Source organism: Aeromonas sp. S11(2024), from assembly GCF_041402345.1.
Classification (GTDB): domain Bacteria; phylum Pseudomonadota; class Gammaproteobacteria; order Enterobacterales; family Aeromonadaceae; genus Aeromonas; species Aeromonas veronii.
The window spans coordinates 45,471-65,567 of record NZ_JBGLRC010000025.1 but is presented as its reverse complement, the minus strand read 5'-3'; the positions used below and the strand labels follow the sequence as shown (position 1 = coordinate 65,567).

Below are 20,097 nucleotides of genomic sequence, written 5' to 3'. Positions count from 1 at the left end.
CAGTTTAAAAGTCAGCGAGTAATCGCGCTGTGTCCGTTTCACACCTTGTCCCATCGGGTTCTCCATTTATTGGGGGGAAAGGTGTAAACCATATTCAGGACGGGACACAGCGCACAAAAAAGCCACGACCGGAGTCGTGGCTTGTTCTTTTCAAGGGGAGCGTGAAACGGGCTGTGGCGTTCAGGCCGTCTGCGGCTCCGGCTCGGCTTCGCTATCCAGATCCCGGCTAAAGTAGGCGCGGGTCTCGGCGATCACCACATGGCGCAGGCCAATCAGGCCGATGAGGTTGGGCACCGCCATCAGGCCGTTAACAATATCGGCCAGCAGCCAAATCATGTCCAGATGGAGGAAAGCACCGCTCGCTACCAGCGCCAGATAGACCAGACGATAGGGCTTGATTGCCTTCACCCCTAACAGGTACTCGGTGCAGCGCTCGCCGTAGTAGTTCCAGCCAAGGATGGTGGTAAAGGCGAAGAACAGCAGGCCAATGCTCACCAGATACTGGCCAACATGAGCATCGAGCCCCTGGGCAAAGGCCAGACTGGTCATGGCCGCGCCGCTTGCATCGCCGCTCCACACGCCGGTCACCACCAGGGTCAGGCCGGTCATGGTGCAGATGATAATGGTGTCGATGAAGGTACCTGTCATGGAGACCAGCCCCTGCTCCACGCAGGAATCGGTCTTGGCCGCTGCCGCCGCGATGGGTGCAGAGCCCAGACCTGACTCGTTGGAGAAAACCCCGCGCGCCACCCCGGACTGAATGGCCAGCATGATGCTGGCACCGACGAAGCCGCCGGTCGCCGCATGGCCGGTGAAGGCACTCTCGATCACCAGCATAACGGCATCGGGCAGGGCGCTGGCGTTGTTCACCAGCACGCCCAGACAGGCGACGATGTAGAAGATGGCCATGAAGGGCACCACCTTGCTCGACACGCTGGATATGGACTTGATCCCTCCCAGGGTCACCAGCGCCACGATCAGGGTCAGCACTACGGCGGTTGCTTCACGGGGCACCGAGAAGGAGAGGCTCATGGCGTCGGAGATGGCATTGACCTGCGGGAAGGTACCGATCCCGAAGAAGGCCACACCGATACCAAACAGGGCAAACAGCTTGGCGAGCGGCTTGGAACCGAGCCCCTTCTCCAGATAGTACATGGGGCCGCCAGCCATCTGGCCGTTGGCATCCTGCTCGCGATATTTCACCGCCAGCAGACACTCGGCGTACTTGGTGGCCATGCCGAACAGCGCCGCCATCCACATCCAGAACAGGGCACCGGGGCCGCCGAGCTTGATGGCGGTAGCCACCCCGACGATGTTGCCGGTACCTATGGTGGCAGAGAGGGCGGTACAGAGGGCGCCGAAGCTGGAGACATCCCCCTGCTTGCCCTGCCCCTGATCGCGGCCAAAGACCAGCCGCAGAGCGAGCGGCAAGCGCACCACCTGAAGCAGACCCAGACGCAGGGTGAGATAGATACCGGTCCCGACCAGCAGGATCAGCAGGGGCGGCCCCCAGATAAAGCTATCGATGGCGGTTAACGCCGATTGAATTGATGACATGCATCCTCCTTAAGAAACAGAAATTAAGGAGGAGAAGGATGATCTTCCCATAGGTGTCGCGATCGGCCAGAGGCGATCGGATGCGGGCCAAGCCCAGGTACAACCATCCCATCCCCTCTGTCCTTTTGCCTGAGAGTTTCCGGCGCCAGCCTGCCCTTGCGGGTAGTCATGGTGCCTTGCTCCTTCGGCGCCCGATTTAACGGGTCTCTCCAGAGTATCGTCCAGTAGCAGTCCACACCGGTTGCCCGGTACCTGAAAGATTCACTTCTTCGGTGGATGGTTGCCCATCACTCTCCTGCTACCTTCATCCGAACTAGTTTGGATTAGGAAGTCGGCATGTTAATCCAAAAAATGTGAGCTGTCTCGCACTTGGCCGCCCCCATTTATATTTTTTTAGTGACCGCCAGAAACGCGGCAAGAATGTTAAATGTTAGTTAACTATCAACAAGTTAGGCGCTCACGGATCAAATGTGGCCCAAACGGGAAAAATGGCAGATAGAGAACAGTGATCCCTCTCGTTTCGCCAAGAAAATCTTGCCGACATATCCAATCAAAATGCTTGCACACAGAATCAATAAGCCGATAATCCGCTGCATAACCAAGCACTTTGCCATCAATTTATGCACTGTGTTCGGTTGGTCCCACCGGACCGCTCGCCTGACCCGGCCGTCGCCGGTTCAATCGCATATGGCTTGGGCATATCACGCCCCCTAAGGACTTTCAAAAGAGAATGAACGACGCCCTGGTTGCAAAAGATGTGGTCGCACAAGATTACCGTCAGCTGGTTGAACAATTCGGCTCCCCCCTGCTGCTGCTCGACAAGGCAGCCGTCCGCAAACAGTATCGGGCCCTGGCCGCCGCCCTGCCCGATGTACGATTGCACTATGCACTCAAACCCCTGCCCCATGAGGCGGTGGTCTCTGTCTTGAAGGAAGAGGGGGCCTGTTTCGATCTGGCCACCAATGGCGAAGTGGATCTGGTGCGCAGTCAGGGGGTTCGCCCGGGACGTTGCATTCATACCCATCCCATCAAGCGCGACAGCGATATCCGTTACGCGCTGGAGTTCGGCTGCACTGTGTTTGTCTACGACAACCCGCTGGAGCTGGAGAAGTTCATTCCCTACAAGGACGAAGTGAAACTGCTGCTGCGGGTCAGCTTCCCGAACCCCGAGACCAAGGTCGATCTCTCCAAGAAGTTCGGCTGCACTCCGGAGCAGGCGCTGCCGCTGCTGCAACTGGCCCACGCCAAGGGGATCAAGGTGATGGGGCTGTCGTTCCACGTCGGCTCGCAAGTGCCTCATGCCCGTCGCCATGTGCAGGCCATCGACGCCTGCCGCGAGATCATGGAGCAAGCCTGGGCGCTCGGGCTCAAGCCCTGGGTGCTGGATATCGGCGGCGGTTTCCCGGTCGATTATGAGGGGGGCGAGTTCGATATCGACGGCTTCTGCGCCCCGATCCGCGAAGCGCTGGCCAAGCTGCCCGCTACAGTGCAGAAGATTGCCGAACCGGGCCGCTTTATCAGTGCGCCGGCCATGACTTCGGTATCCAGCGTGATGGGCAAGGCCCACCGTGGCGACAAGATCTGGTACTACCTGGATGATGGCCTCTACGGCAGCTACAACGGCCAGCTCTATGACCACGTCACCTATCCGGTGAGCACGCCTTATGCCAGTGGCGAGCTGCATAACTCGGTACTCTCAGGCCCCACCTGCGACAGCGTGGACGTGATCCGCGATGGCATCATGTTGCCGGATCTGGCTATCGGCGAGTTGGTGGTTGGCAAGGTGATGGGCGCCTACACCTGGGCCTCCGCCTCCACCTTCAACTTCTTCCCCAAGGCCAGCATCCTGATTCTGGACAGCAGTCAGAAGGGGCAGAAACTGGTGGCCGTCGCTTAAGACCGACACCCGAATGCAAAGAGGGGAAGCCAGGCTTCCCCTCTTTCGTTTTATCTTGCCAGATCTGGCTAGACGAACTGACTGGTCAGCAGCCAGCCGGTGTAGGCGACGAAGCAGGTGAGCAGCACGCCCCCCTCCAACCGGTTGATACGGCCCTGCCCCTTGCGGCCCAGACACATCACCAGCAGCAGCAGGGTCAACCCCATCATGATGCTCCAGTCGCGGGAGAGCACTTCCGGCGCCACATCCAACGGATGAATACCCGCCGCGATCCCCACCACCGCCAGGGTGTTGAACAGGTTGGAGCCGAGCACGTTGCCAAGGGCCAGATCATGCTCGTTCTTGCGAATGGCGATGAGAGACGAAGCCAGCTCCGGCAGGGAGGTTCCCACCGCGACTATGGTGAGACCAATCACCAGATCGCTGATACCGAGCGCCTGAGCGATGGTCACCGCCCCCCAGACCAGCAGACGGGAAGCGCCGATCAGCAGCACCAGCCCGACCACCAGCCAGAAGATGGCGCTCTTGAGGGACATCCCCTCGCTCTCGATATCCTCGGCGGTCTCGGTATCCAGCGCATCTCCCTTGCCATTCATGCCAGCCCAGATGGACCAGCCCATCAGGGCAACGAAGACGGCCCCCAGAATGACCGCATCCATCCGGCCCAGATGCCCATCAATCAGCAGGGCGCCAGAGAGCAGGGTAATACCGAGCAGGATCGGGATCTCCTTGCGCACCACCTGAGAGGCCACCGCGATAGGGCTGATCAGTGCCGTCAGACCCAGGATCAGCGCGATATTGGTGATGTTGGAGCCATAGGCGTTGCCGAGCGCCAACCCGGGATTGCCCTGGGACGCCGCCAGCGCCGAGACCACCATCTCCGGGGCCGAGGTACCAAAACCGATGATCACCATGCCGATCAGCAGCGGCGGCATCCCCGCATAACGGGCAGTGGCGGCGGCACCGTCGACAAACTTGTCTGCACTCCAGACCAGCAGCGCCAGTCCGGCAATCAGGGCAACAAAAGCCAGGGTCATAGGATCTTCATCTCTTGTTATCTGCAACGAAGCGCCAGCCCAAACGGGCAGGCACCATGGGAAAGTGGCGCCAGTGTAGCTGTGCCACCTCCCATTTCAAGGGGAAATCAAACCGTGATTAACATTTCACAGTGCAGCCAGCAGGCTCGCGGCATCGGAGACCTCGAACTTGCCCGGTGCCTCCACAAACAGCTGCTCGACTACACCATCGTTGGCGATCAACGCAAAGCGCTGGGCACGGATGCCGCCAAAGGCGCCGGTATCCTTGGCAAGGCCCAGCGCCCGGGTCCAGCTGCCGTCGCCATCCGCCAGCATGGTGATCGCCTCTGCATTCTGGGCCGTCTGCCAGGCCCGCATCACGAAAGCATCGTTGACCGAGAGGCAACAGATGGCATCCACCCCTTTGGCCATGAACTGATCGGCCAGCACCACATAACCGGGCAGATGGGCATTGGAGCAGGTGGGAGTAAAGGCGCCGGGTACCGCAAACAGCACTACTTTTTTACCGGCGAACAGCGTCTGGCTATCCCACAGCTGCTTGCCCTCGGCGGTGATAAAGGTAAATTCGCCCGCAGGCAGGGGTTGTCCTAAAGCAATCATGATTTCTCGTCCTGAGTCGTGATGGGAAGTCGCCAGTTTATCCCAGAGTGACGATGCCGCCTAACAGCGGCTCTGAGCCTGACCATGGATAGCGGCAGGCATTTTCCCCTTGGGCAGACTACTCTTGAGCTGGTTTCACGGCGCCAGGAGGCCCCATGCAACACTATTACGATGGTCTGGAAATTCGTCCCCCCGCCATGCGCGAACAGCAGCAACTGGACCAGCTCAATCATCAGCTTACCCATGTCAGTCAATATTGCGCCGGTTACTCCAGCGCCTATCGCCAGTGCCGCCTCGAGGATCTGGCAGAGCTGGCCACCCTGCCACTGCTCGACAGCAAAGAGCTCTTTGCCGCCCAGCAGGCTCATCCCCCCTTTGCCGGTCTCACCGGCCGCCCGGCCAGTCAGGCGCTACGGGTCTTCTCCTGTCCGGGCCAGCTGGCCATCCCCGAATATGCCGGGGCTGACTGGTGGGGCGCCGCCCGGGCGCTGTTTGCCGCCGGTTTCAAGGCGGGGGAAGTGATGCTCAACGGCCACGACTATCATGCTGGCCCCACCGCCTTTATCTTCGATAACGGCGCCCGCCAGCTGGGGGCTCCCGTGGTACCCTGCGGCCCCCACGATACCCAGCGCCAGCTGGAGGCACTGCTGCGCTATCAACCCACCGGCTATGTCGGCCCGCTGGTGACCCTGCTCGACCTGCTGGAAGCGGCCGAGGCAGCGGAGATCCCGAGCGACTCGCTGCGCCGCGCCTTATTGTGTGAAGCAACCCATCCTGAAACCGCGCCACTGCGCGCCATTCACGGCATTGCGGCCCTCAACTGTCTGGTGTGGCAGGATGTGGGAGTAGTGGCCTACGAGAGTCAGCCCGGTCAGGGCTTTATCGTCAACGAGAGCTGCATCGTCGAAATCATCGATCCCGCCAGCGGCAATCCCTTGAGCGGCGACGAGACCGGCCAGCTGGTGGTGACCCGACTCGATCTGGAGTATCCATTGCTGCGCCTCGCCACCGACTGGCAAGGGCACTGGCTCGCCAAGCCGAGCGCTTGCGGGCGCACCAACCGACGCCTCAAGCTGGTGTAGCAGACCAAGTAAATGCACAAAGGCAGACGGGCAGCCATCAGGCTGCCCGTCTTGTCTCTGGAGAAGAGAATATATGAAGTTGGTCAGCGCCTTGCCTGCCAGGTGGCGATGGCAAGCAGGGAGTCGGGGGTAAATTCGCTGGCGCGCTCGACAATCTCGGCCAGGCTCATCCAGTGCACCGCGCTCACCTCTTCGGCCTGCAACTGCAGCGGCCCCTGATAACGGCAACTGAAGAGGCCACCCCAGACCCGATAGCCCTCCCCTTCCGCATAAAAGCTGCCAAAGCCCTGCAGAGGAACATTCATAATCCCCAGCTCTTCGGCCAGCTCGCGCCGGGCGGAGCGCTCCATCTCCTCACCAGTGGTGACCACGCCACCGGCGCAGGCATCCAGCATGCCGGGGCAGAAATCCTTGCTGAGGGTGCGTCGCTGCACCAGGATCCGATCCGCGTCGTCGAGCACCAGAATATAGCTGGCACGATGGCAGAGATTCTCCCGCCGCACCTCGGCTCGCTCGGCCACGCCAATCACCCGGTTATCCTCGTCCACCACATCAACCCATTCCACGCACAGGCCCTTTTATTTGTTCCATTCAAGCCCGCAGTATATCGGTGCGGTGGTTTGCCATGGCACAACTTTTTCGATGATGCCGTCAATTTGCCGAACTCACTGGCAAAATAAGGATTCATGCAAATCTTGATAAACCGTCATATCAGTGTCATCGACCGACACCATAGTGTGCCCTGTCCAGACAATCAGGGAACCGTGTGATGAAGGTATTCAAGCAGTTATCCCCACGGCAGATCGCTCGCTACATCAAAAGCTTTCATCGAGGCTATTTTGCCATCGAGTCGCTGGGGACATTTGAATTCAACGCGGGCAGGATCAGCCTCCATGGCCTGACCTGCCGCCAGCGGCTAAGACTGGCTCGCCAGATCAATCTGGCGGTCAGACAACTTGGTCACCGCGACCCATTGCCGGACATGTGAGTCAAAGGGTCTTGCCCTACTGTCTGTTGTGCATCCATGCTTTGCCCGCCGGCTACTGGCCGCGCGGGCCGTTTTCGATGTCAGTCACCTTTCCATTGCGCACCGTCACGAAGCGCATGAACTCGTTCTTGCCGAAGTTGTAGGTCCAGCGTTCGCCATATTTGACCTCAACCACAGTGCCGTGCAGATTCTCCTCGTTACGGGTAATATCTTCCCGCAACATCGGCTCGCCGCACTTGAGCAGCATCTCGGCGGTACTGTCACCCTCGCTGATCAGGGCATTCTTGCAACGCATGGCATCGGCACTGGCCGGAATGCTCAGCAGCAACAGAGCAAGCCCCGCTACATTCTTCATCTTATTGCTCATCGGGTTCTCCTTATCCTCTCTAATGAGTCGCAGTATGCCTGTTCCCGTTTCTGAAAAAACCAGTAAAAAGCGCAAAAAAGCCGCCCTTTTCTGCTATCCAAGCTACTGACCGCGACAAATACTGTCTATCACATAACCCAAAAACAAACGGCGACCCGAGGGTCGCCGTTTGCATCAAGCCAGCAGGATCACAGGATGTCCAGCAGCTCGACTTCAAATACCAGTGCAGAGTAAGGCGGGATGGAGCCCGCGCCACGGGCACCGTAGGCCAGATCGTGGGGGATGTAGAGCTTCCACTTGGAACCAACCGGCATCAGCTGCAGCGCTTCAACCCAGCCAGCAATCACGCCGGTCACCGGGAATTCAGCCGGCTGGCCGCGAGCGACGGAGCTGTCGAATACGCCACCGTGGGTGAAGGTACCGTGGTAGTGCACACGCACGGACTGACCGGCTACCGGAACGGCACCGTTGCCTTCTACCAGCACTTCGTACTGCAGACCGGAGTCGGTCACCTTCACTTCAGCGCGCTTGGCGTTGTCAGCCAGGAAGGCTTCGCCGTCAGCAGCGGCGGCCTTGGCGGCGGCTTCCTGCTCTTCTTGCATACGCGCAGTGATCACCTGGAAGGCATCATTGATATCGTCACGGCTGACCGCGAACTCCAGACCATTCAGGGCATCTGCCAGACCTTGTTGCAGGGCCGGGATATCCAGACCGGCGAAGGCTTGCTGCACCAGCTGATCACCCATGTTGCGGCCGATGCCATAGCTGGCCTTCTGTTCGATAGAGTCGTATTGGGACATTGAGATGTTGCTCCAGATCCATGTAGTAAAGAGGCGGGATAATATCAGACTTTTGGCCGGGGTGCTGCCGGGGGCGCCCCTGATTTCCCGGTCAGTGGGAGGAACTTCACACAAGATGCGGATGAACGCCGCCCAACGGCGGCGATCTGCTTAACCGCGATCCAGCAAGGCTCTGACCGCGGCCACCTTGGCGCCATCGGTGATATTGACCCGGCCATCGTCCGAGGTGCCCATATTGACGCCATGGGGTACCATGCCACCGCGCCAGCCCATGCCGGACATATGCACTTCGCTCACTCCGGTGAACTCGATGATGGTACGCACGTTGTCGGCATTGACCCCGGCGCCCGGCATCAGGCTGGCACGCCCCGCCAGCGCTTGTTGCATCTCCTGCAGGGTTTCCAGCCCAGCCAGCGCGGTCGGCGCATGGCCCGAGCTTAAAATGCGCTCGCAACCGGCAGCGACTATGGTCTCTAGATCGAGGCGCCAGTCGGAGGAGAGGTCGATGGCGCGATGGAAGGTGACCCCCAACGGTCCTGCTGCATCCACCAGCTGTTTGAGTTTGGCGGCAGGCACCCGCCCCTCCTCATCCAGCAAACCGACCACTACCCCTTGCAGACCAGCAGAGCGGGCCGCCGCGATATCTTGCAGCATCATCTCGAACTCGCCGTCGTTAAAGCAAAAATCCCCGGCGCGCGGGCGGATCATGGCATAAACAGGCACGGTGGCGTGGCGGGCTGCCTGCTGCATAAAACCGTAGGAGGGGGTCAGGCCGCCCAGACCCAGCGCAGAGCAGAGCTCGATGCGATCCGCCCCGGATTGCTGGGCAGTAAACAGGGATTCCAGGTTGTCGATACAGATTTCAAGACGGGTCATGAGGACTCCTTTTTCGGGGAGATCAGACCCCACATCTGATCTCATAGATTGAGCAAGGCTGCGCCGCGCACACCACCGGCACCGCCGAAGCGGGCCTGACGGATCTCGGGCAGGGCGACCCCGGGCAGCAAGTGACCGGGCAGACGCAGCGGCAGCTGTTCATAGAGGGCGGGCAGGCCGCTCAGGCCGCCCCCCAACACCACCACTTCGGGATCAATCACCGAAATGGCGGTGGCAAGCCCGGCGGCCATGATCTCCAGCCAGCAGTCGACCGTCTCGACCGCATGGGGTTCATGGGCCTCGAAGCGTCCCACAATCTGGTGACCCGTGGCGCGCTGGCCATGGAAATGGTGATAGAGACGCTCCAGACCGGTGCCGGAGGCATAGGTTTCAAAACAGACCAGACGGCCGCAGCCGCAACGGGGACGGGGCAACTCGGGGTACTTCATCAGCATGGTCGCGGGCAAGGGGTAGTGACCAATCTCGCCAGCCAACCAGTTGCGCCCCTGAATAAGCTTGCCCGCCAGATAAACAGCGCCGCCGATGCCGGTGCCGATGGTGACGCCGAGCGCACTGCCTGCGCCGTCGGCTGCCCCTTGATGCACTTCGGACCAGAGGAAGCAGTTGGCGTCGTTATCCACCTTGACCGGCCGCTCCAGCAGCTCGGCCAGATCGGCGCCCAGATGGCGACCATTGATGGAGGGCAGATTGGCTGCCACTATGCTGTGATCCTGGCTATTGATGACGCCGGGGAAACCGATGCCGACCGAGCCCCGTGCGCCGAAGCGGGCATCCGCCTGCTCGACCCGGGAGCGGATCAGCTGCTGCAGCCCCTCGTAATCATTGCCCGGGGTGCTCATGCGCTCCTCGTGGCAGAGGTTCAATGCACCGTCATAGACCGCAAAAGCGATCTTGGTGCCACCGATATCAAAGCCGTAATACATGCCAGCACTCCCTTGTCAGCCCGTGTTTATCCAACTCTGTTCCAAGGGGGACATTGTATTAATTCGCAAAAAAAATAAAGTGACCGGGGGCTAAAAACGGGAGAGTGATCAGAGCAAACGGCTCATTTGTCGCTGCAGGCAGGGCTGCCCGAGGCTTATCAGGGTGCGCTCCTCGCCATCAAAAACGAAGCCACGGCGCAGGTAGAACCCCTCGCCGATGTGGTTGCCATCGAGCAGCCACAATTTGACGCTATGGCAACCGGCGCGGCGCATCTGCATCGCCACCGCCTGCCACAGCCGTTTGCCATAACCTTGTCGCCAGTGGTCGGGATGGAGGTAAAAAGCGCGGATCAGGGCATGGCTCTGTCCCGCTTCCTGTTGTGGTTGCCAGTAGAGTAGGCCAATCACCACCTCGTCGAGACAAAGCAGCATGGGCCTTGGGCCCGGCTCGGCCAGACGGCTCTGCCAAATCTGCAGATGGGCGGTGACGTCCAGCTGCTCCAGCAGGTCGGCACCGAGCACCTGGCCATAGGCAGCGAGCCAGCTGGCTCGCTGCATCACCGTCATGGCGGCGGCATCGTCGCTGCGCGCCATGCGCAGGCTTATGCCTTGCATTGGGGCACCAGACCGTTGGCGCGGGCCTGCTCATAGAGCGGCAGCACTTGCGCCTGTTGCGCCTGCAACTCGGCGATCCGGTTCTCGTTGCTCGGGTGGGTGGAGAGCAGTTGCGGCGGGGAGTTGCCACCGGCGGCGGCACTCATGTTTTGCCATAGGGGGATTGCCTCGGCCGGATTGAACCCGGCACGCGCCATCAGCTCAAGCCCCAGCCGATCCGCTTCGCTTTCCTGAGTGCGGCCGTAGGGCAGCATCACCCCCACCTCGACCCCGAGGCCAAGGGCGGCCATGGTGGCGCCGCGATACTCGCTGGTGCCCATGGCAATGTCCGCAGCCGCCAGACCGATCCCCGCCAGCTGGCTACGCGAGAGTCGCTCGTTGGAGTGCTGGGCCAGCACGTGAGTCAACTCGTGGCCGATGACGGTCGCCAGCTGATCCTGATTCTTGGCCACCTTGAGCAGGCCGCTGTAGACACCAATCTTGCCGCCGGGCAGGGCGAAGGCGTTGACCTGTTTGGAGTCAAACACCACCACTTCCCAGTTGGTGATGCCATAGCTGGCCGGCACCTGAGCGGTCACCGCCTTGGCAACACAGGAGACATAGGCGTTGAGTTTGGCATCCTTGCTCACCTTCTCCTGCTTCTTCATCTGCTCGAAGGAGTCGGCGCCCAGCTGGTTCATCTGCTGGGGAGAGTAGAGCAGCATCTGGCTGCGGCCGGTCGGCGACTGGGCACAGGCGACCAGCAGGGAACTACAGAGGGCTACCAGGCCAAACTTGGAGAGGGACGCAATCATGAAGGGATCCTTTGCCATAACGTTGCCCTATTCTCGGAAATGCCGCCCTGCTGCGCAAGGGAGCCAGCCCCCGGCTGGCGGAAAATTATCCATCCAGCGCTATTAACAAAACTGACAACCGCCAAAAACAAAACGAGCCCGCTTGGGGCTCGTTTTATCAGGGCATGCTGACTGCAGGCAGTTACATGATACCCAGCTTTTTCAGGTCAGCCTGTACCACCTTGGCCGGCACCGGCACGTAGCCATCTTTGGCAACGATGTTCTGGCCTGCTTTGGAGAGCATCATCTTGACGAACTCTTGCTCCATCGGGGAGAGCGGCTTGTTCGGATGCTTGTTCACGTAAACGTACAGGAAGCGTGACAGCGGATACTTGCCGGTGATGGCGTTATCGGAGGTCGCTTCGATGAAGGTCTTGCCATCCTTGGAGAGCGGTACTGCACGCACGCCGGAGGTGACATAACCGATACCGGAGTAGCCGATGCCGTTCAGGGAGGCAGAGACAGACTGCACCACGGAGGCAGAACCCGGCTGCTCGTTCACGCCGCTCTTGAAGTCGCCGTTACACAGGGCGTGCTCCTTGAAGTAACCGTAGGTACCGGATACGGAGTTGCGACCGAACAGTTGCAGATCCTTGCTGGACCAGTTGCCGTCCAGGCCCAGATCAGACCACTTGGTGGCAGCCTTGGCTTCGCCGCACTTGAGGGTGCTGGAGAAGATGGCGTCGATCTGCGGCATGGTCAGCCCCTTGATGGGGTTGTCCTTGTTGACGAACACCGCCAGGGCATCGACTGCAACGCGGATGGCAGTCGGCTTGTAGCCGTAACGCTTCTCGAATGCTTCCTCTTCACCGGCCTTCATGGCACGGCTCATCGGACCGAACTGGGCAACACCTTCGGTCAGGGCAGTCGGCGCGGTAGAAGAACCGGCGGCCTGGATCTGCACGTTAACGTTGGGGTACAAACGCTTAAATTCTTCGGCCCACAGGGTCATCATGTTGGCCAGGGTGTCAGAGCCGACAGAGGACAGGTTGCCCGAAATGCCGCTGGTCGGTGTGTAATCCGGCAGGTCTTTATCCACACCGGCAGCCAGGGCGCTGACAGAAAACAGGGTTGCTGCGGTGAATCCGATTACACCAGCCAGTTTGTTGAGTTTCATCCAATCTCTCCAAAGTTACAAAAGGCGATTACCTTGAGTTTCATTCTGTCTCCTCTCTCCAAGGTGACAGAAGGCTATTGCCAATACATGGCGCCGATTAACACTGTCTTGCGTTAGTCAATTCGACTGAGTCAAGGGTGAGTTCCATTCCGACTCACTCTCCAAAGTTACAGAAGGTCCGTTCTTAAGACGGCGCCAGTATCTGACCTGGCAGTGACAAATTTATGGATTTAATGTGACACTTTAATGACATGGCGACAGATTTGAACAAATGAAAAGAGGGCCCGTTCAAAGGCCCTCTTTTTGCAGCTAACCCATTGCCATAAAAGACTATTTAATCACCACCATGCGACTCGGAATGAGAAAGCTGAAGCGGCTGCCAAGGCCGACCCGGCTCTCGATATCGAGCTGGCAGTCATGATGACTGAGGGCATGCTTGACGATGGCAAGGCCCAAGCCTGAGCCGCCGGTATGGCGCGAGCGTGCCTTGTCGACCCGATAGAACCGCTCGGTCAGCCGCGCCAGATGCTCGGGAGCAATCCCCTCCCCTTCATCGCTCACGGCAAACAGCGCCATCGCCCCCTGCTTGCGCCACTCCACCGTAATTTTTCGCCCCGCCGGGGTGTAGTGGATGGCGTTATAGACCAGGTTGGAGACGGCACTGCGCAGCTGCTCCTGATCCCCGCGCACCAGCAGATTGGGCTGCACCACAAATTCGATCTGGTGGGCCCGATCGCCCGAGAGCGCCCGCGCCTCCTGCTCCAGCAGCCCCAGCATGGCAGGCATGTCCACCAAGTGGGAGAGATCCACGGTCGGAGCCGCCTCGATACGGGAGAGGGTGAGCAGCTGATTGACCAGATTATCCATCCGGATGGTCTGCTCCATCATCACCCGATGCGCCTTGGCCCACATGGCGGGCGGGGGCGGCTCCTCGGTCATCTCCAGATAGCCCTTGAGCACGGTCAGCGGGGTGCGCAGCTCGTGAGAGACGTTGGAGACGAAGTGCTTGCGGGTCTTCTCGAGACTGCGCAAGCGGGTGACATCCCGCACCACCAGCATCGCCTGATCCGAGGCGTAGGGCATGATGCGAAACTCGAGAAACTTCTCCTCATTGACCGGGGAGTGCATCTCGAGGGGCTCGTCATACGCTCCCTTGCCCAGATAGGCGTTAAAGGCCGGATTGCGAATGAGGTTGCCGATATGCTGGCCGGCATCCTCCGGCCAGCGAAAACCGAGCAGTTGCTCCGCCAACCGGTTGCACCAGAGGATACTGCCATCGGTGCGAAACACCACGGCGGCATCGGGCAGCGCCTCGGCCCCCTCCCGGAAGCGGCGGATCAGCCCCGCCAGCTCGCGGCGACGGGCGCGGTGACGCTGCTGAAGCTTGTAGATACCGTTGAAGATGTACTCCCAGCTGCCATTTCCGCTGGGAGGCACCAGGCTGCGGTCGTGCCACAGCCAGTCAGAGAGCCGCTTCTGGAAGCGGTAGTGCCAGCCCAGATGCAACACGGCCGCCACCAACAGGCAGAGGGCAAGATGATCAATCAACCAGCCAACCAATGCGAAGGGGGCGTAAAAAAACGCCATTCGCCACAACTGTCGCCGCCAGGCGTAAGGTTGCAACATAACTGCCTCTAGAGACGGGTTGAGAAGCGGTATCCGGCTCCACGCACCGTCTGGATCAATCTGTCGTGCCCTGTCTCTTCAATCGCCTTGCGCAGGCGACGAATATGCACATCCACGGTTCTGTCCTCGACGTACACATTGGTACCCCAGACATTATTGAGCAGCTGTTCACGGCTGTAGACCCGCTCGGGGTGAGTCATGAAGAAGTGAAGCAGCTTGAATTCGGTCGGCCCCATGTCGAGCGCCTTCTCTTCGGCACTGACCCGGTGGGAGACAGGATCGAGTTTCAGCCCCTGCACCTCGATCACCTCATCCACCGAGGTGGGTGACACGCGGCGCATCACCGCATGGAGGCGAGCGGTCAGCTCCTTGGGCGAGAACGGCTTGGTGATGTAGTCGTCGGCTCCGGCCTCCAGACCACGCACCTTGTCCTCCTCTTCACCGCGAGCGGTGAGCATCACCACCGGGATCTGGCGCGTCACCTCATCTTGCTTGAGCTGCTTGATAAACTGGATGCCACTGCCGCCCGGCATCATCCAGTCGAGCACGATGAGTTCGGGGTAGGGTTCGCGCACCTTCGCCAGTCCATCGGCGTAATCTTCCGCTTCAATCGTCTCATATCCCTTCTGCTCCAACACGAAGCAGAGCATTTCGCGGATCGGTGCTTCGTCCTCGACCACCAGAATTCGCTTAGCCATTCCCTTCTCTCTCCTCTGTGAAGATGGGTGCGCCAATTATTAGAATTTTCTGTGACACTTTTATGACTTTATGACTTTATGACAGGCGGGATGATAAACGTTTTCAGATTCAGTTGGCAGCAGTACGTTGCAACAAGTCCCAGCGGTTGCCGCTGATATCCTCAAATACCACCACAGTGCCATAAGGCTCGTCGCGGGGCTGTTCACAAAAATGAACACCGTACGCCTGCATGCGCTGGTAATCCCCCCAGAAATCAGTGGTCTCGAGGAACAGAAATACCCGGCCACCACCCTGCTGGCCGATGGCGGCCTGCTGCTGCGCATTGGCCGCTTGTGCCAGCAGCAACGCGGAACCGGGAGCGCCTTTGGGGGCAACCCGCACCCAGCGCTTGCCCGGTTTGCCCGGTTCATCGAGAGGAGTGTCCTCCAGGAGCACAAAGCCAAGTCCCTCGGTAAAAAAGCGAATGGCCTGATCGTAATCGGCCACCAGCAGGGTCAGCGCCCCTATGTGTTGTGACATGGCAGAAAATCCTCAACGGATGAGTCAACGGGCGCAATGCCCCGGCCAGGGCGCATCATAGCGGCTGGATGGGCAGGGCTCCAGCCGTCATGTGCGTCTTGAAAACGATCGATGAGGGGGAGTGAGCACTCAAGGGGCTTCGCGCAGCGTCCGGTAGAGGGTGGTGCGGCTGATCCCCAGCTGGCGCGCGGTCTCGCTGACGTTGCCGCCGCATGCCGCTAGCGTTTGCTGCACCTGCCGCCGGGTTTGTTCACGCAAGCTGGTCGCCTCCCCCATCGGCAAGGCGCCGGGCTCTGTGGCCACACTGGGCAGATGCAGGTGGGCGGGTTCTATCCAACCCACCCCCTCTGCCAGCACACAGGCCACTTCCAGTGCCTGCTTGAGCTGACGCACGTTGCCGGGCAGCGGATGGGCCAGCAGCTGTCGCTCCGCATCGCGGGTCAGACGCAGGGTCGGGTCCATCTCCGCCAACAGTCGCTGGATCAGCCCCAGACGCTCAGCGGCAGGCCAACGGCGCAGCGGCATCAGCTGCTGGCGCCAGCCGCAGATCCGGTAATAGAGGTCTTCGCGAAATGCGCCACTCTGCACCATGGCCGCCAGATCCCGGTGGCTGGCACTGACCAGCCAAAAATCCACCGCCTCCGGCTTGTGACTGCCAACCGGCGTCACGCTGCGCTCCTGCAATACCCGCAGCAGTCGGGTTTGAGCCTGCAGCGGCAGTTCGCCAATTTCATCGAGCATCAGCATGCCGCCGTGGGCTGCGCGAAGATAACCCTGACTGCCCTGGCTGCGGGCACCGCTGAAGGCCCCGCCCACATAGCCAAACAGCTCGGCTTCCACCAGATCTGCTGGTAACGCGCCGCAGTTGACGCACACCAGTGGCTGCTCCCGCCGACTCGACGCTCGGTGCAGGGCCCGCACCAGATGCTCCTTGCCGCTGCCGGTCTCCCCCTCGATAAGCAGCGAAATGCCGCGCTCCAGCATCTTGAGCGGCACCTGCTGCGGATGTGGCACCGGGCTTGAGTGACCCGGCAGCACGGCGCGGGAAGGTGTCGCGTCCGCTTCTGGCACCAGCCGCAAGCCACGCCCCTCGCGCAGCAGTTGCCTGCCATCGAAAGGGTGCTGGCCGAGCCAGAGCCGACCGGCCCGGTTGGCGCCGAGCAGTTCCCCCTCCTCTCCCAGCAACAGGCGAGCGGACCAGAGGCTCTGGGGATCGAGATCCACCAGCCAGCCCGGCTGACGCGCCAGCAGTGCGTTTTCGAGGGTCATGGCCAGCAGCCGCACCGTGCCCAGCATGTCGCCATCGTGGTGAGCCGCATCGGTGGAGATATCGAGCACCCCGAGCAATTGCCCATCTGGCCCGAGCAACGGGCAAGCGCTGCAACTAAGGAAACTGTGCTGGGCGAAGAAGTGCTGATTGCCGAGTACCTGCACTTCGCTCTGCTCGGCCAGCGCGGTACCGATGGCGTTGGTGCCCTTGCTCGCCTCCCCCCAGCGGGCACCACTGCGCAAAAAGATACGCTCGGCATGGCGGGCGAAACCCTCATCACCACTGGCGGCCAGAATGGCCCCCTCACCGTCACACAACAACAGGCGACAGGGGCGACCTGCCAGCAGCTGGGCAAACAGCGGCAGCACGAAGCGCTGGAAGCAGGCGATCAGCGCCCTGTGCTGCTCCTGACGGGCCGACAGCTCCCCCTGGGGCAGCAAGTCCAGATCAGCACTCTGCTGGCGGCTCAGCCCCTGATGCAGGCAACGCTGCCAGGAACGCTGGATCGGACCGGGACCGGGTTGAAGTGACTCACTCATCACGCCTCCTGTTCACAAACAGCACGACTGTCTCGGCCACTGTCCAGAAACGGTACAGTTTTATCGCAATAGCCGTGGTCATTGGTTAACCAAGATACGCCGCCACACCCCATTTGATAACGTTTTTGTAACCTTTTACCTGCTGGTCAGACCCTTTGGCACGCCCCTTGCGATATCAGCTGGCAACCGGTCTGTCAGCCAGCCCGGTCAGGACCACACACATAAAGGATGATGAGATGATTTATACCGCTCCCGGTCAGGCAGGTGCCCTGGTCAGCTTCAAGTCCCGTTACGACAACTTCATTGGCGGTGAGTGGGTGGCTCCTCGCGCCGGCCGCTACTTTGAAAACATCTCGCCGGTGGATGGCAAAGTATTCTGCGAGGTCGCCCGCTCCGACGCCGCCGATATCGAACTGGCGCTGGATGCAGCCCACAAGGCGTTCACCAGCTGGAGCAAGACCAGCGTCACCGAGCGCAGCAATCTGCTGCTGCGTATCGCCGATCGCATCGAGCAGAACATCGAGCGACTCGCCATCGCCGAAACCTGGGAGAACGGCAAGGCGGTGCGCGAAACCCTGGCCGCCGACCTGCCGCTGGTGGTGGATCACTTCCGCTACTTCGCTGGCTGCATTCGCGCTCAGGAGGGCTCGGCCGCCGAGCTGGATCAGAACACCGTCAGCTACCACTTCAAGGAGCCCATCGGCGTGGTCGGCCAGATCATCCCGTGGAACTTCCCGCTGCTGATGGCCGCCTGGAAGCTGGCCCCTGTGCTGGCGGCCGGTTGCTGCAGCGTGCTCAAGCCCGCCGAGCAGACCCCGGTCACCATCATGCTGATGATGGATCTCATCAAGGACATCCTGCCCCCCGGCGTAGTCAACGTGGTCAACGGCTTCGGCGCCGAGGCAGGTCAGGCGCTGGCCACCAGCAACCGGATCCAGAAACTGGCCTTTACCGGTTCGACCGAAGTGGGCGCCCATATCCTGCGCTGCGCAGCCGACAAGCTGATCCCCTCCACCGTGGAGCTGGGGGGCAAGTCCCCCAATATCTACTTCGCCGACGTGATGCAGCACGAGAGCAGCTACATCGACAAGGCGGTAGAAGGGATGCTGATGACCTTCTTCAACCAGGGGGAAGTGTGTACCTGTCCCTCCCGCGCGCTGGTGCAGGCCAGCATCTATGACGACTTCATGGACCGAGTGCTGGCCCGTGCCCGCACCATAGTGCAGGGCAACCCCCTCGATACCGCCACTCAGGTGGGGGCGCAGGCGTCCCGCGAGCAGTTCGACAAGATCCTGGGCTACATGGAGATCGGCCGCGGCGAAGGGGCCAAGATGCTGATCGGCGGCGGCCCGGCCAAGGTGAGCGGACTGGAGGGGGGATTCTACATCCAGCCCACCATCTTCTCCGGCCAGAACAAGATGCGGGTATTCCAGGAGGAGATCTTCGGGCCGGCACTCGGGGTCACCACCTTCAAGGACGAGGCGGATGCTCTGGCCATTGCCAACGACACCCAGTACGGGTTGGGGGCAGGCCTGTGGACCCGCGACAGCAACCTGGCCTGGCGCATGGGGCGTGGCATCCAGGCCGGCCGGGTCTGGGTCAACTGCTACCACGCCTACCCGGCACATGCCGCCTTTGGCGGTTACAAAAAGTCGGGGATCGGGCGCGAGACCCACAAGATGATGCTGGACCACTACCAGAACACCAAGAACCTGTTGGTGAGTCACGACATCAACCCGCTCGGCTTCTTCTAGCGCAAGCGGATGTCATCAGAAAGGGTGCCTGCGTGCGCCCTTCTTGTTTTGCTTCACCAGATGACATGTCCGGCGATTTGTTATCGGGCAGACTGTAGGCGATAGCGCTGGGGGGAGCAGCCCAGCTCCCGGTTGAACATGGCGATAAAGGCCGAGGTGGAGCCGTAACCGAGCCGCCAGCTAATCTCCTGAATGGGCATGTCCCCCTTGAGCCAGGCCAGCGCCTTGAGCAACCGCAGCCGCGCCCGCCACTGACCGAAGCTCATCCCCAACTCCCGCAGGCAGCGCCGCGCCAGGGTGCGCTCTGTGGTGTGCAGTTGTCCGGCCCACTGGGCCAGAGTACGGGGATCGGCAGGATCGCTGTGCAACGCCGCCAGCATGGGAGCCAGCAGCTTGTCCTGACTCATCGGCAGGTAGCTCTCCTGACAACGGGTGCGCGCAAGTCGCTCCACCAGCAACTCGGCCTGACGCTGATCCCACTCATCCGCCATATGGCTTACCCGCCGTTCGCAAAAGTCGCTCAGCAGGGCGCGGATCAGCGGGGTGAGCAGCAGCAATCTGGGCTCTGGCGGCAGCTTGGCCGCCATCTCGTGGCTGACGTAGATAGAGGTGTAGTCGAGGGTCTGCTCGTTGTAGGAGGTGTGCTCGAGATCCGCCGGCACCCAGATCAGGTAGTCGGCAGGGGCCACCAGTCGCTGATCCCCCAGCTCTATCTCCATGATCCCCAGGCTGATCATGTTGAGCTGGCCCCAGGGGTGGGAGTGCAGCACGGTCGCACTGTCGGCCAGCATCTGCTGGTAACTGAAATAGAGCGGATTGGGAGCGGGCAGAACCACATCTACCGGCTGAAACTGGTGAGTGGCCATCAGCGCCCCTTGTCAGCGAAAAAGAGGAACAGGCGTGATGCAACACCCTGTTGGCTCGGTCTCCGGCACAGGCCAAAAGCAGCCATCAGTTGCGGGCAGACGCTGCCCGTG

At 60.8% G+C, this 20,097-nt stretch carries 20 protein-coding genes and 1 riboswitch; of the genes, 4 read left to right on the top strand and 16 right to left on the bottom strand.

From position 1 onward, the window contains the following. Positions 1 to 180: 180 nt before the first annotated feature. Positions 181 to 1,557, bottom strand: coding sequence for an alanine/glycine:cation symporter family protein (locus ACB040_RS17040; RefSeq protein WP_371155668.1), 1,377 nt, complete (start codon positions 1,555 to 1,557; stop codon positions 181 to 183). 107 nt (positions 1,558 to 1,664) lie between these two features. After that, positions 1,665 to 1,780, bottom strand: a riboswitch (glycine riboswitch). 507 nt (positions 1,781 to 2,287) lie between these two features. Between ACB040_RS17040 and ACB040_RS17035 the strand changes: the two genes are divergently transcribed. Continuing rightward, a complete protein-coding gene (locus ACB040_RS17035) occupies positions 2,288 to 3,454 on the top strand; it encodes a type III PLP-dependent enzyme (protein WP_164537475.1) in 1,167 nt (388 codons plus the stop codon). Positions 3,455 to 3,522: 68 nt separating this feature from the next. Here the strand turns inward: ACB040_RS17035 and ACB040_RS17030 are convergent, their stop codons facing one another. Continuing rightward, complete coding sequence (locus ACB040_RS17030) at positions 3,523 to 4,491, bottom strand: calcium/sodium antiporter (RefSeq protein ID WP_371155670.1); 969 nt, start codon at positions 4,489 to 4,491, stop codon at positions 3,523 to 3,525. A gap of 126 nt (positions 4,492 to 4,617) precedes the next feature. Further along, positions 4,618 to 5,091: a peroxiredoxin gene (locus ACB040_RS17025; protein ID WP_371155672.1), complete on the bottom strand. Its 474-nt coding sequence runs from the start codon at positions 5,089 to 5,091 to the stop codon at positions 4,618 to 4,620. Between the two features lie 155 nt (positions 5,092 to 5,246). On the opposite strand from ACB040_RS17025, the gene ACB040_RS17020 reads away from it, so the two are divergent. After that, complete coding sequence (locus tag ACB040_RS17020) at positions 5,247 to 6,173, top strand: phenylacetate--CoA ligase (protein WP_338774169.1); 927 nt, start codon at positions 5,247 to 5,249, stop codon at positions 6,171 to 6,173. 83 nt (positions 6,174 to 6,256) lie between these two features. On the opposite strand, the gene yfcD is transcribed toward ACB040_RS17020, so the two are convergent. Beyond that, positions 6,257 to 6,739 (bottom strand): NUDIX hydrolase YfcD, encoded by a 483-nt coding sequence (gene yfcD, locus ACB040_RS17015; RefSeq protein ID WP_371155674.1) that lies wholly within the window; start codon positions 6,737 to 6,739, stop codon positions 6,257 to 6,259. A 203-nt stretch (positions 6,740 to 6,942) separates the two neighbouring features. Between yfcD and ACB040_RS17010 the strand changes: the two genes are divergently transcribed. Next, positions 6,943 to 7,161: a DUF1107 family protein gene (locus ACB040_RS17010; RefSeq protein ID WP_005338403.1), complete on the top strand. Its 219-nt coding sequence runs from the start codon at positions 6,943 to 6,945 to the stop codon at positions 7,159 to 7,161. A 52-nt stretch (positions 7,162 to 7,213) separates the two neighbouring features. On the opposite strand, the gene ACB040_RS17005 is transcribed toward ACB040_RS17010, so the two are convergent. The 11 genes from ACB040_RS17005 to ACB040_RS16955 form a co-directional block, all read right to left on the bottom strand. Beyond that, complete coding sequence (locus tag ACB040_RS17005) at positions 7,214 to 7,528, bottom strand: DUF2845 domain-containing protein (RefSeq protein ID WP_139741800.1); 315 nt, start codon at positions 7,526 to 7,528, stop codon at positions 7,214 to 7,216. A gap of 188 nt (positions 7,529 to 7,716) precedes the next feature. Further along, the gene (locus tag ACB040_RS17000) at positions 7,717 to 8,328 is read right to left on the bottom strand and encodes an FKBP-type peptidyl-prolyl cis-trans isomerase (protein ID WP_371155677.1); all 612 of its coding nucleotides are present in this window, start codon (positions 8,326 to 8,328) and stop codon (positions 7,717 to 7,719) included. 150 nt (positions 8,329 to 8,478) lie between these two features. After that, positions 8,479 to 9,204 (bottom strand): copper homeostasis protein CutC, encoded by a 726-nt coding sequence (locus tag ACB040_RS16995; protein ID WP_088869895.1) that lies wholly within the window; start codon positions 9,202 to 9,204, stop codon positions 8,479 to 8,481. 41 nt (positions 9,205 to 9,245) lie between these two features. Beyond that, positions 9,246 to 10,148: an ROK family protein gene (locus tag ACB040_RS16990; protein ID WP_005343908.1), complete on the bottom strand. Its 903-nt coding sequence runs from the start codon at positions 10,146 to 10,148 to the stop codon at positions 9,246 to 9,248. A gap of 108 nt (positions 10,149 to 10,256) precedes the next feature. Further along, a complete protein-coding gene (locus ACB040_RS16985; RefSeq protein WP_005338408.1) occupies positions 10,257 to 10,763 on the bottom strand; it encodes a GNAT family N-acetyltransferase in 507 nt (168 codons plus the stop codon). Continuing rightward, complete coding sequence (locus ACB040_RS16980) at positions 10,751 to 11,557, bottom strand: M48 family metallopeptidase (RefSeq protein WP_123173550.1); 807 nt, start codon at positions 11,555 to 11,557, stop codon at positions 10,751 to 10,753. The genes ACB040_RS16985 and ACB040_RS16980 overlap by 13 nt, the downstream gene beginning before the upstream one ends. 181 nt (positions 11,558 to 11,738) lie before the next feature. Next, positions 11,739 to 12,713 (bottom strand): PstS family phosphate ABC transporter substrate-binding protein, encoded by a 975-nt coding sequence (locus ACB040_RS16975; RefSeq protein WP_005338411.1) that lies wholly within the window; start codon positions 12,711 to 12,713, stop codon positions 11,739 to 11,741. Positions 12,714 to 13,043: 330 nt separating this feature from the next. Further along, positions 13,044 to 14,339 (bottom strand): phosphate regulon sensor histidine kinase PhoR, encoded by a 1,296-nt coding sequence (phoR, locus tag ACB040_RS16970; protein WP_064338495.1) that lies wholly within the window; start codon positions 14,337 to 14,339, stop codon positions 13,044 to 13,046. Between the two features lie 8 nt (positions 14,340 to 14,347). Beyond that, positions 14,348 to 15,037 carry a phosphate regulon transcriptional regulator PhoB gene (gene phoB, locus ACB040_RS16965; protein ID WP_005338414.1) on the bottom strand — a complete coding sequence of 230 codons (690 nt, stop codon included), beginning with the start codon at positions 15,035 to 15,037 and terminating at the stop codon, positions 14,348 to 14,350. A 109-nt stretch (positions 15,038 to 15,146) separates the two neighbouring features. Further along, complete coding sequence (locus tag ACB040_RS16960) at positions 15,147 to 15,557, bottom strand: VOC family protein (RefSeq protein WP_371155682.1); 411 nt, start codon at positions 15,555 to 15,557, stop codon at positions 15,147 to 15,149. 129 nt (positions 15,558 to 15,686) lie between these two features. Continuing rightward, positions 15,687 to 17,366, bottom strand: a complete 1,680-nt coding sequence (locus ACB040_RS16955) for a sigma-54-dependent Fis family transcriptional regulator (protein WP_371155684.1) — start codon at positions 17,364 to 17,366, stop codon at positions 15,687 to 15,689. Between the two features lie 236 nt (positions 17,367 to 17,602). On the opposite strand from ACB040_RS16955, the gene ACB040_RS16950 reads away from it, so the two are divergent. Continuing rightward, entirely contained in the window at positions 17,603 to 19,120 is a 1,518-nt protein-coding gene (locus ACB040_RS16950; protein ID WP_042079825.1) for an aldehyde dehydrogenase family protein, read from the top strand. An 80-nt stretch (positions 19,121 to 19,200) separates the two neighbouring features. On the opposite strand, the gene ACB040_RS16945 is transcribed toward ACB040_RS16950, so the two are convergent. Continuing rightward, positions 19,201 to 19,986 (bottom strand): helix-turn-helix transcriptional regulator, encoded by a 786-nt coding sequence (locus ACB040_RS16945; RefSeq protein ID WP_371155686.1) that lies wholly within the window; start codon positions 19,984 to 19,986, stop codon positions 19,201 to 19,203. Between the last annotated feature and the right edge of the window lie 111 nt (positions 19,987 to 20,097).

What these genes read in the sequence shown, in the direction of transcription:
- ACB040_RS17025 (WP_371155672.1), bottom strand. Translation starts at nt 5,091, where the DNA reads ATGATTGCTTTAGGACAACCCCTGCCTGCGGGCGAATTTACCTTTATC.
- ACB040_RS17035 (WP_164537475.1), top strand. Translation starts at nt 2,288, where the DNA reads ATGAACGACGCCCTGGTTGCAAAAGATGTGGTCGCACAAGATTACCGT.
- ACB040_RS16980 (WP_123173550.1), bottom strand. Translation starts at nt 11,557, where the DNA reads ATGATTGCGTCCCTCTCCAAGTTTGGCCTGGTAGCCCTCTGTAGTTCC.
- ACB040_RS17040 (WP_371155668.1), bottom strand. Translation starts at nt 1,557, where the DNA reads ATGTCATCAATTCAATCGGCGTTAACCGCCATCGATAGCTTTATCTGG.
- ACB040_RS17000 (WP_371155677.1), bottom strand. Translation starts at nt 8,328, where the DNA reads ATGTCCCAATACGACTCTATCGAACAGAAGGCCAGCTATGGCATCGGC.
- phoR (WP_064338495.1), bottom strand. Translation starts at nt 14,339, where the DNA reads ATGTTGCAACCTTACGCCTGGCGGCGACAGTTGTGGCGAATGGCGTTT.
- ACB040_RS16995 (WP_088869895.1), bottom strand. Translation starts at nt 9,204, where the DNA reads ATGACCCGTCTTGAAATCTGTATCGACAACCTGGAATCCCTGTTTACT.
- ACB040_RS16960 (WP_371155682.1), bottom strand. Translation starts at nt 15,557, where the DNA reads ATGTCACAACACATAGGGGCGCTGACCCTGCTGGTGGCCGATTACGAT.
- ACB040_RS16950 (WP_042079825.1), top strand. Translation starts at nt 17,603, where the DNA reads ATGATTTATACCGCTCCCGGTCAGGCAGGTGCCCTGGTCAGCTTCAAG.
- ACB040_RS16985 (WP_005338408.1), bottom strand. Translation starts at nt 10,763, where the DNA reads ATGCAAGGCATAAGCCTGCGCATGGCGCGCAGCGACGATGCCGCCGCC.
- ACB040_RS16955 (WP_371155684.1), bottom strand. Translation starts at nt 17,366, where the DNA reads ATGAGTGAGTCACTTCAACCCGGTCCCGGTCCGATCCAGCGTTCCTGG.
- ACB040_RS17005 (WP_139741800.1), bottom strand. Translation starts at nt 7,528, where the DNA reads ATGAGCAATAAGATGAAGAATGTAGCGGGGCTTGCTCTGTTGCTGCTG.
- ACB040_RS16990 (WP_005343908.1), bottom strand. Translation starts at nt 10,148, where the DNA reads ATGTATTACGGCTTTGATATCGGTGGCACCAAGATCGCTTTTGCGGTC.
- ACB040_RS16975 (WP_005338411.1), bottom strand. Translation starts at nt 12,713, where the DNA reads ATGAAACTCAACAAACTGGCTGGTGTAATCGGATTCACCGCAGCAACC.
- phoB (WP_005338414.1), bottom strand. Translation starts at nt 15,037, where the DNA reads ATGGCTAAGCGAATTCTGGTGGTCGAGGACGAAGCACCGATCCGCGAA.
- ACB040_RS17030 (WP_371155670.1), bottom strand. Translation starts at nt 4,491, where the DNA reads ATGACCCTGGCTTTTGTTGCCCTGATTGCCGGACTGGCGCTGCTGGTC.
- ACB040_RS17010 (WP_005338403.1), top strand. Translation starts at nt 6,943, where the DNA reads ATGAAGGTATTCAAGCAGTTATCCCCACGGCAGATCGCTCGCTACATC.
- ACB040_RS17020 (WP_338774169.1), top strand. Translation starts at nt 5,247, where the DNA reads ATGCAACACTATTACGATGGTCTGGAAATTCGTCCCCCCGCCATGCGC.
- ACB040_RS16945 (WP_371155686.1), bottom strand. Translation starts at nt 19,986, where the DNA reads ATGGCCACTCACCAGTTTCAGCCGGTAGATGTGGTTCTGCCCGCTCCC.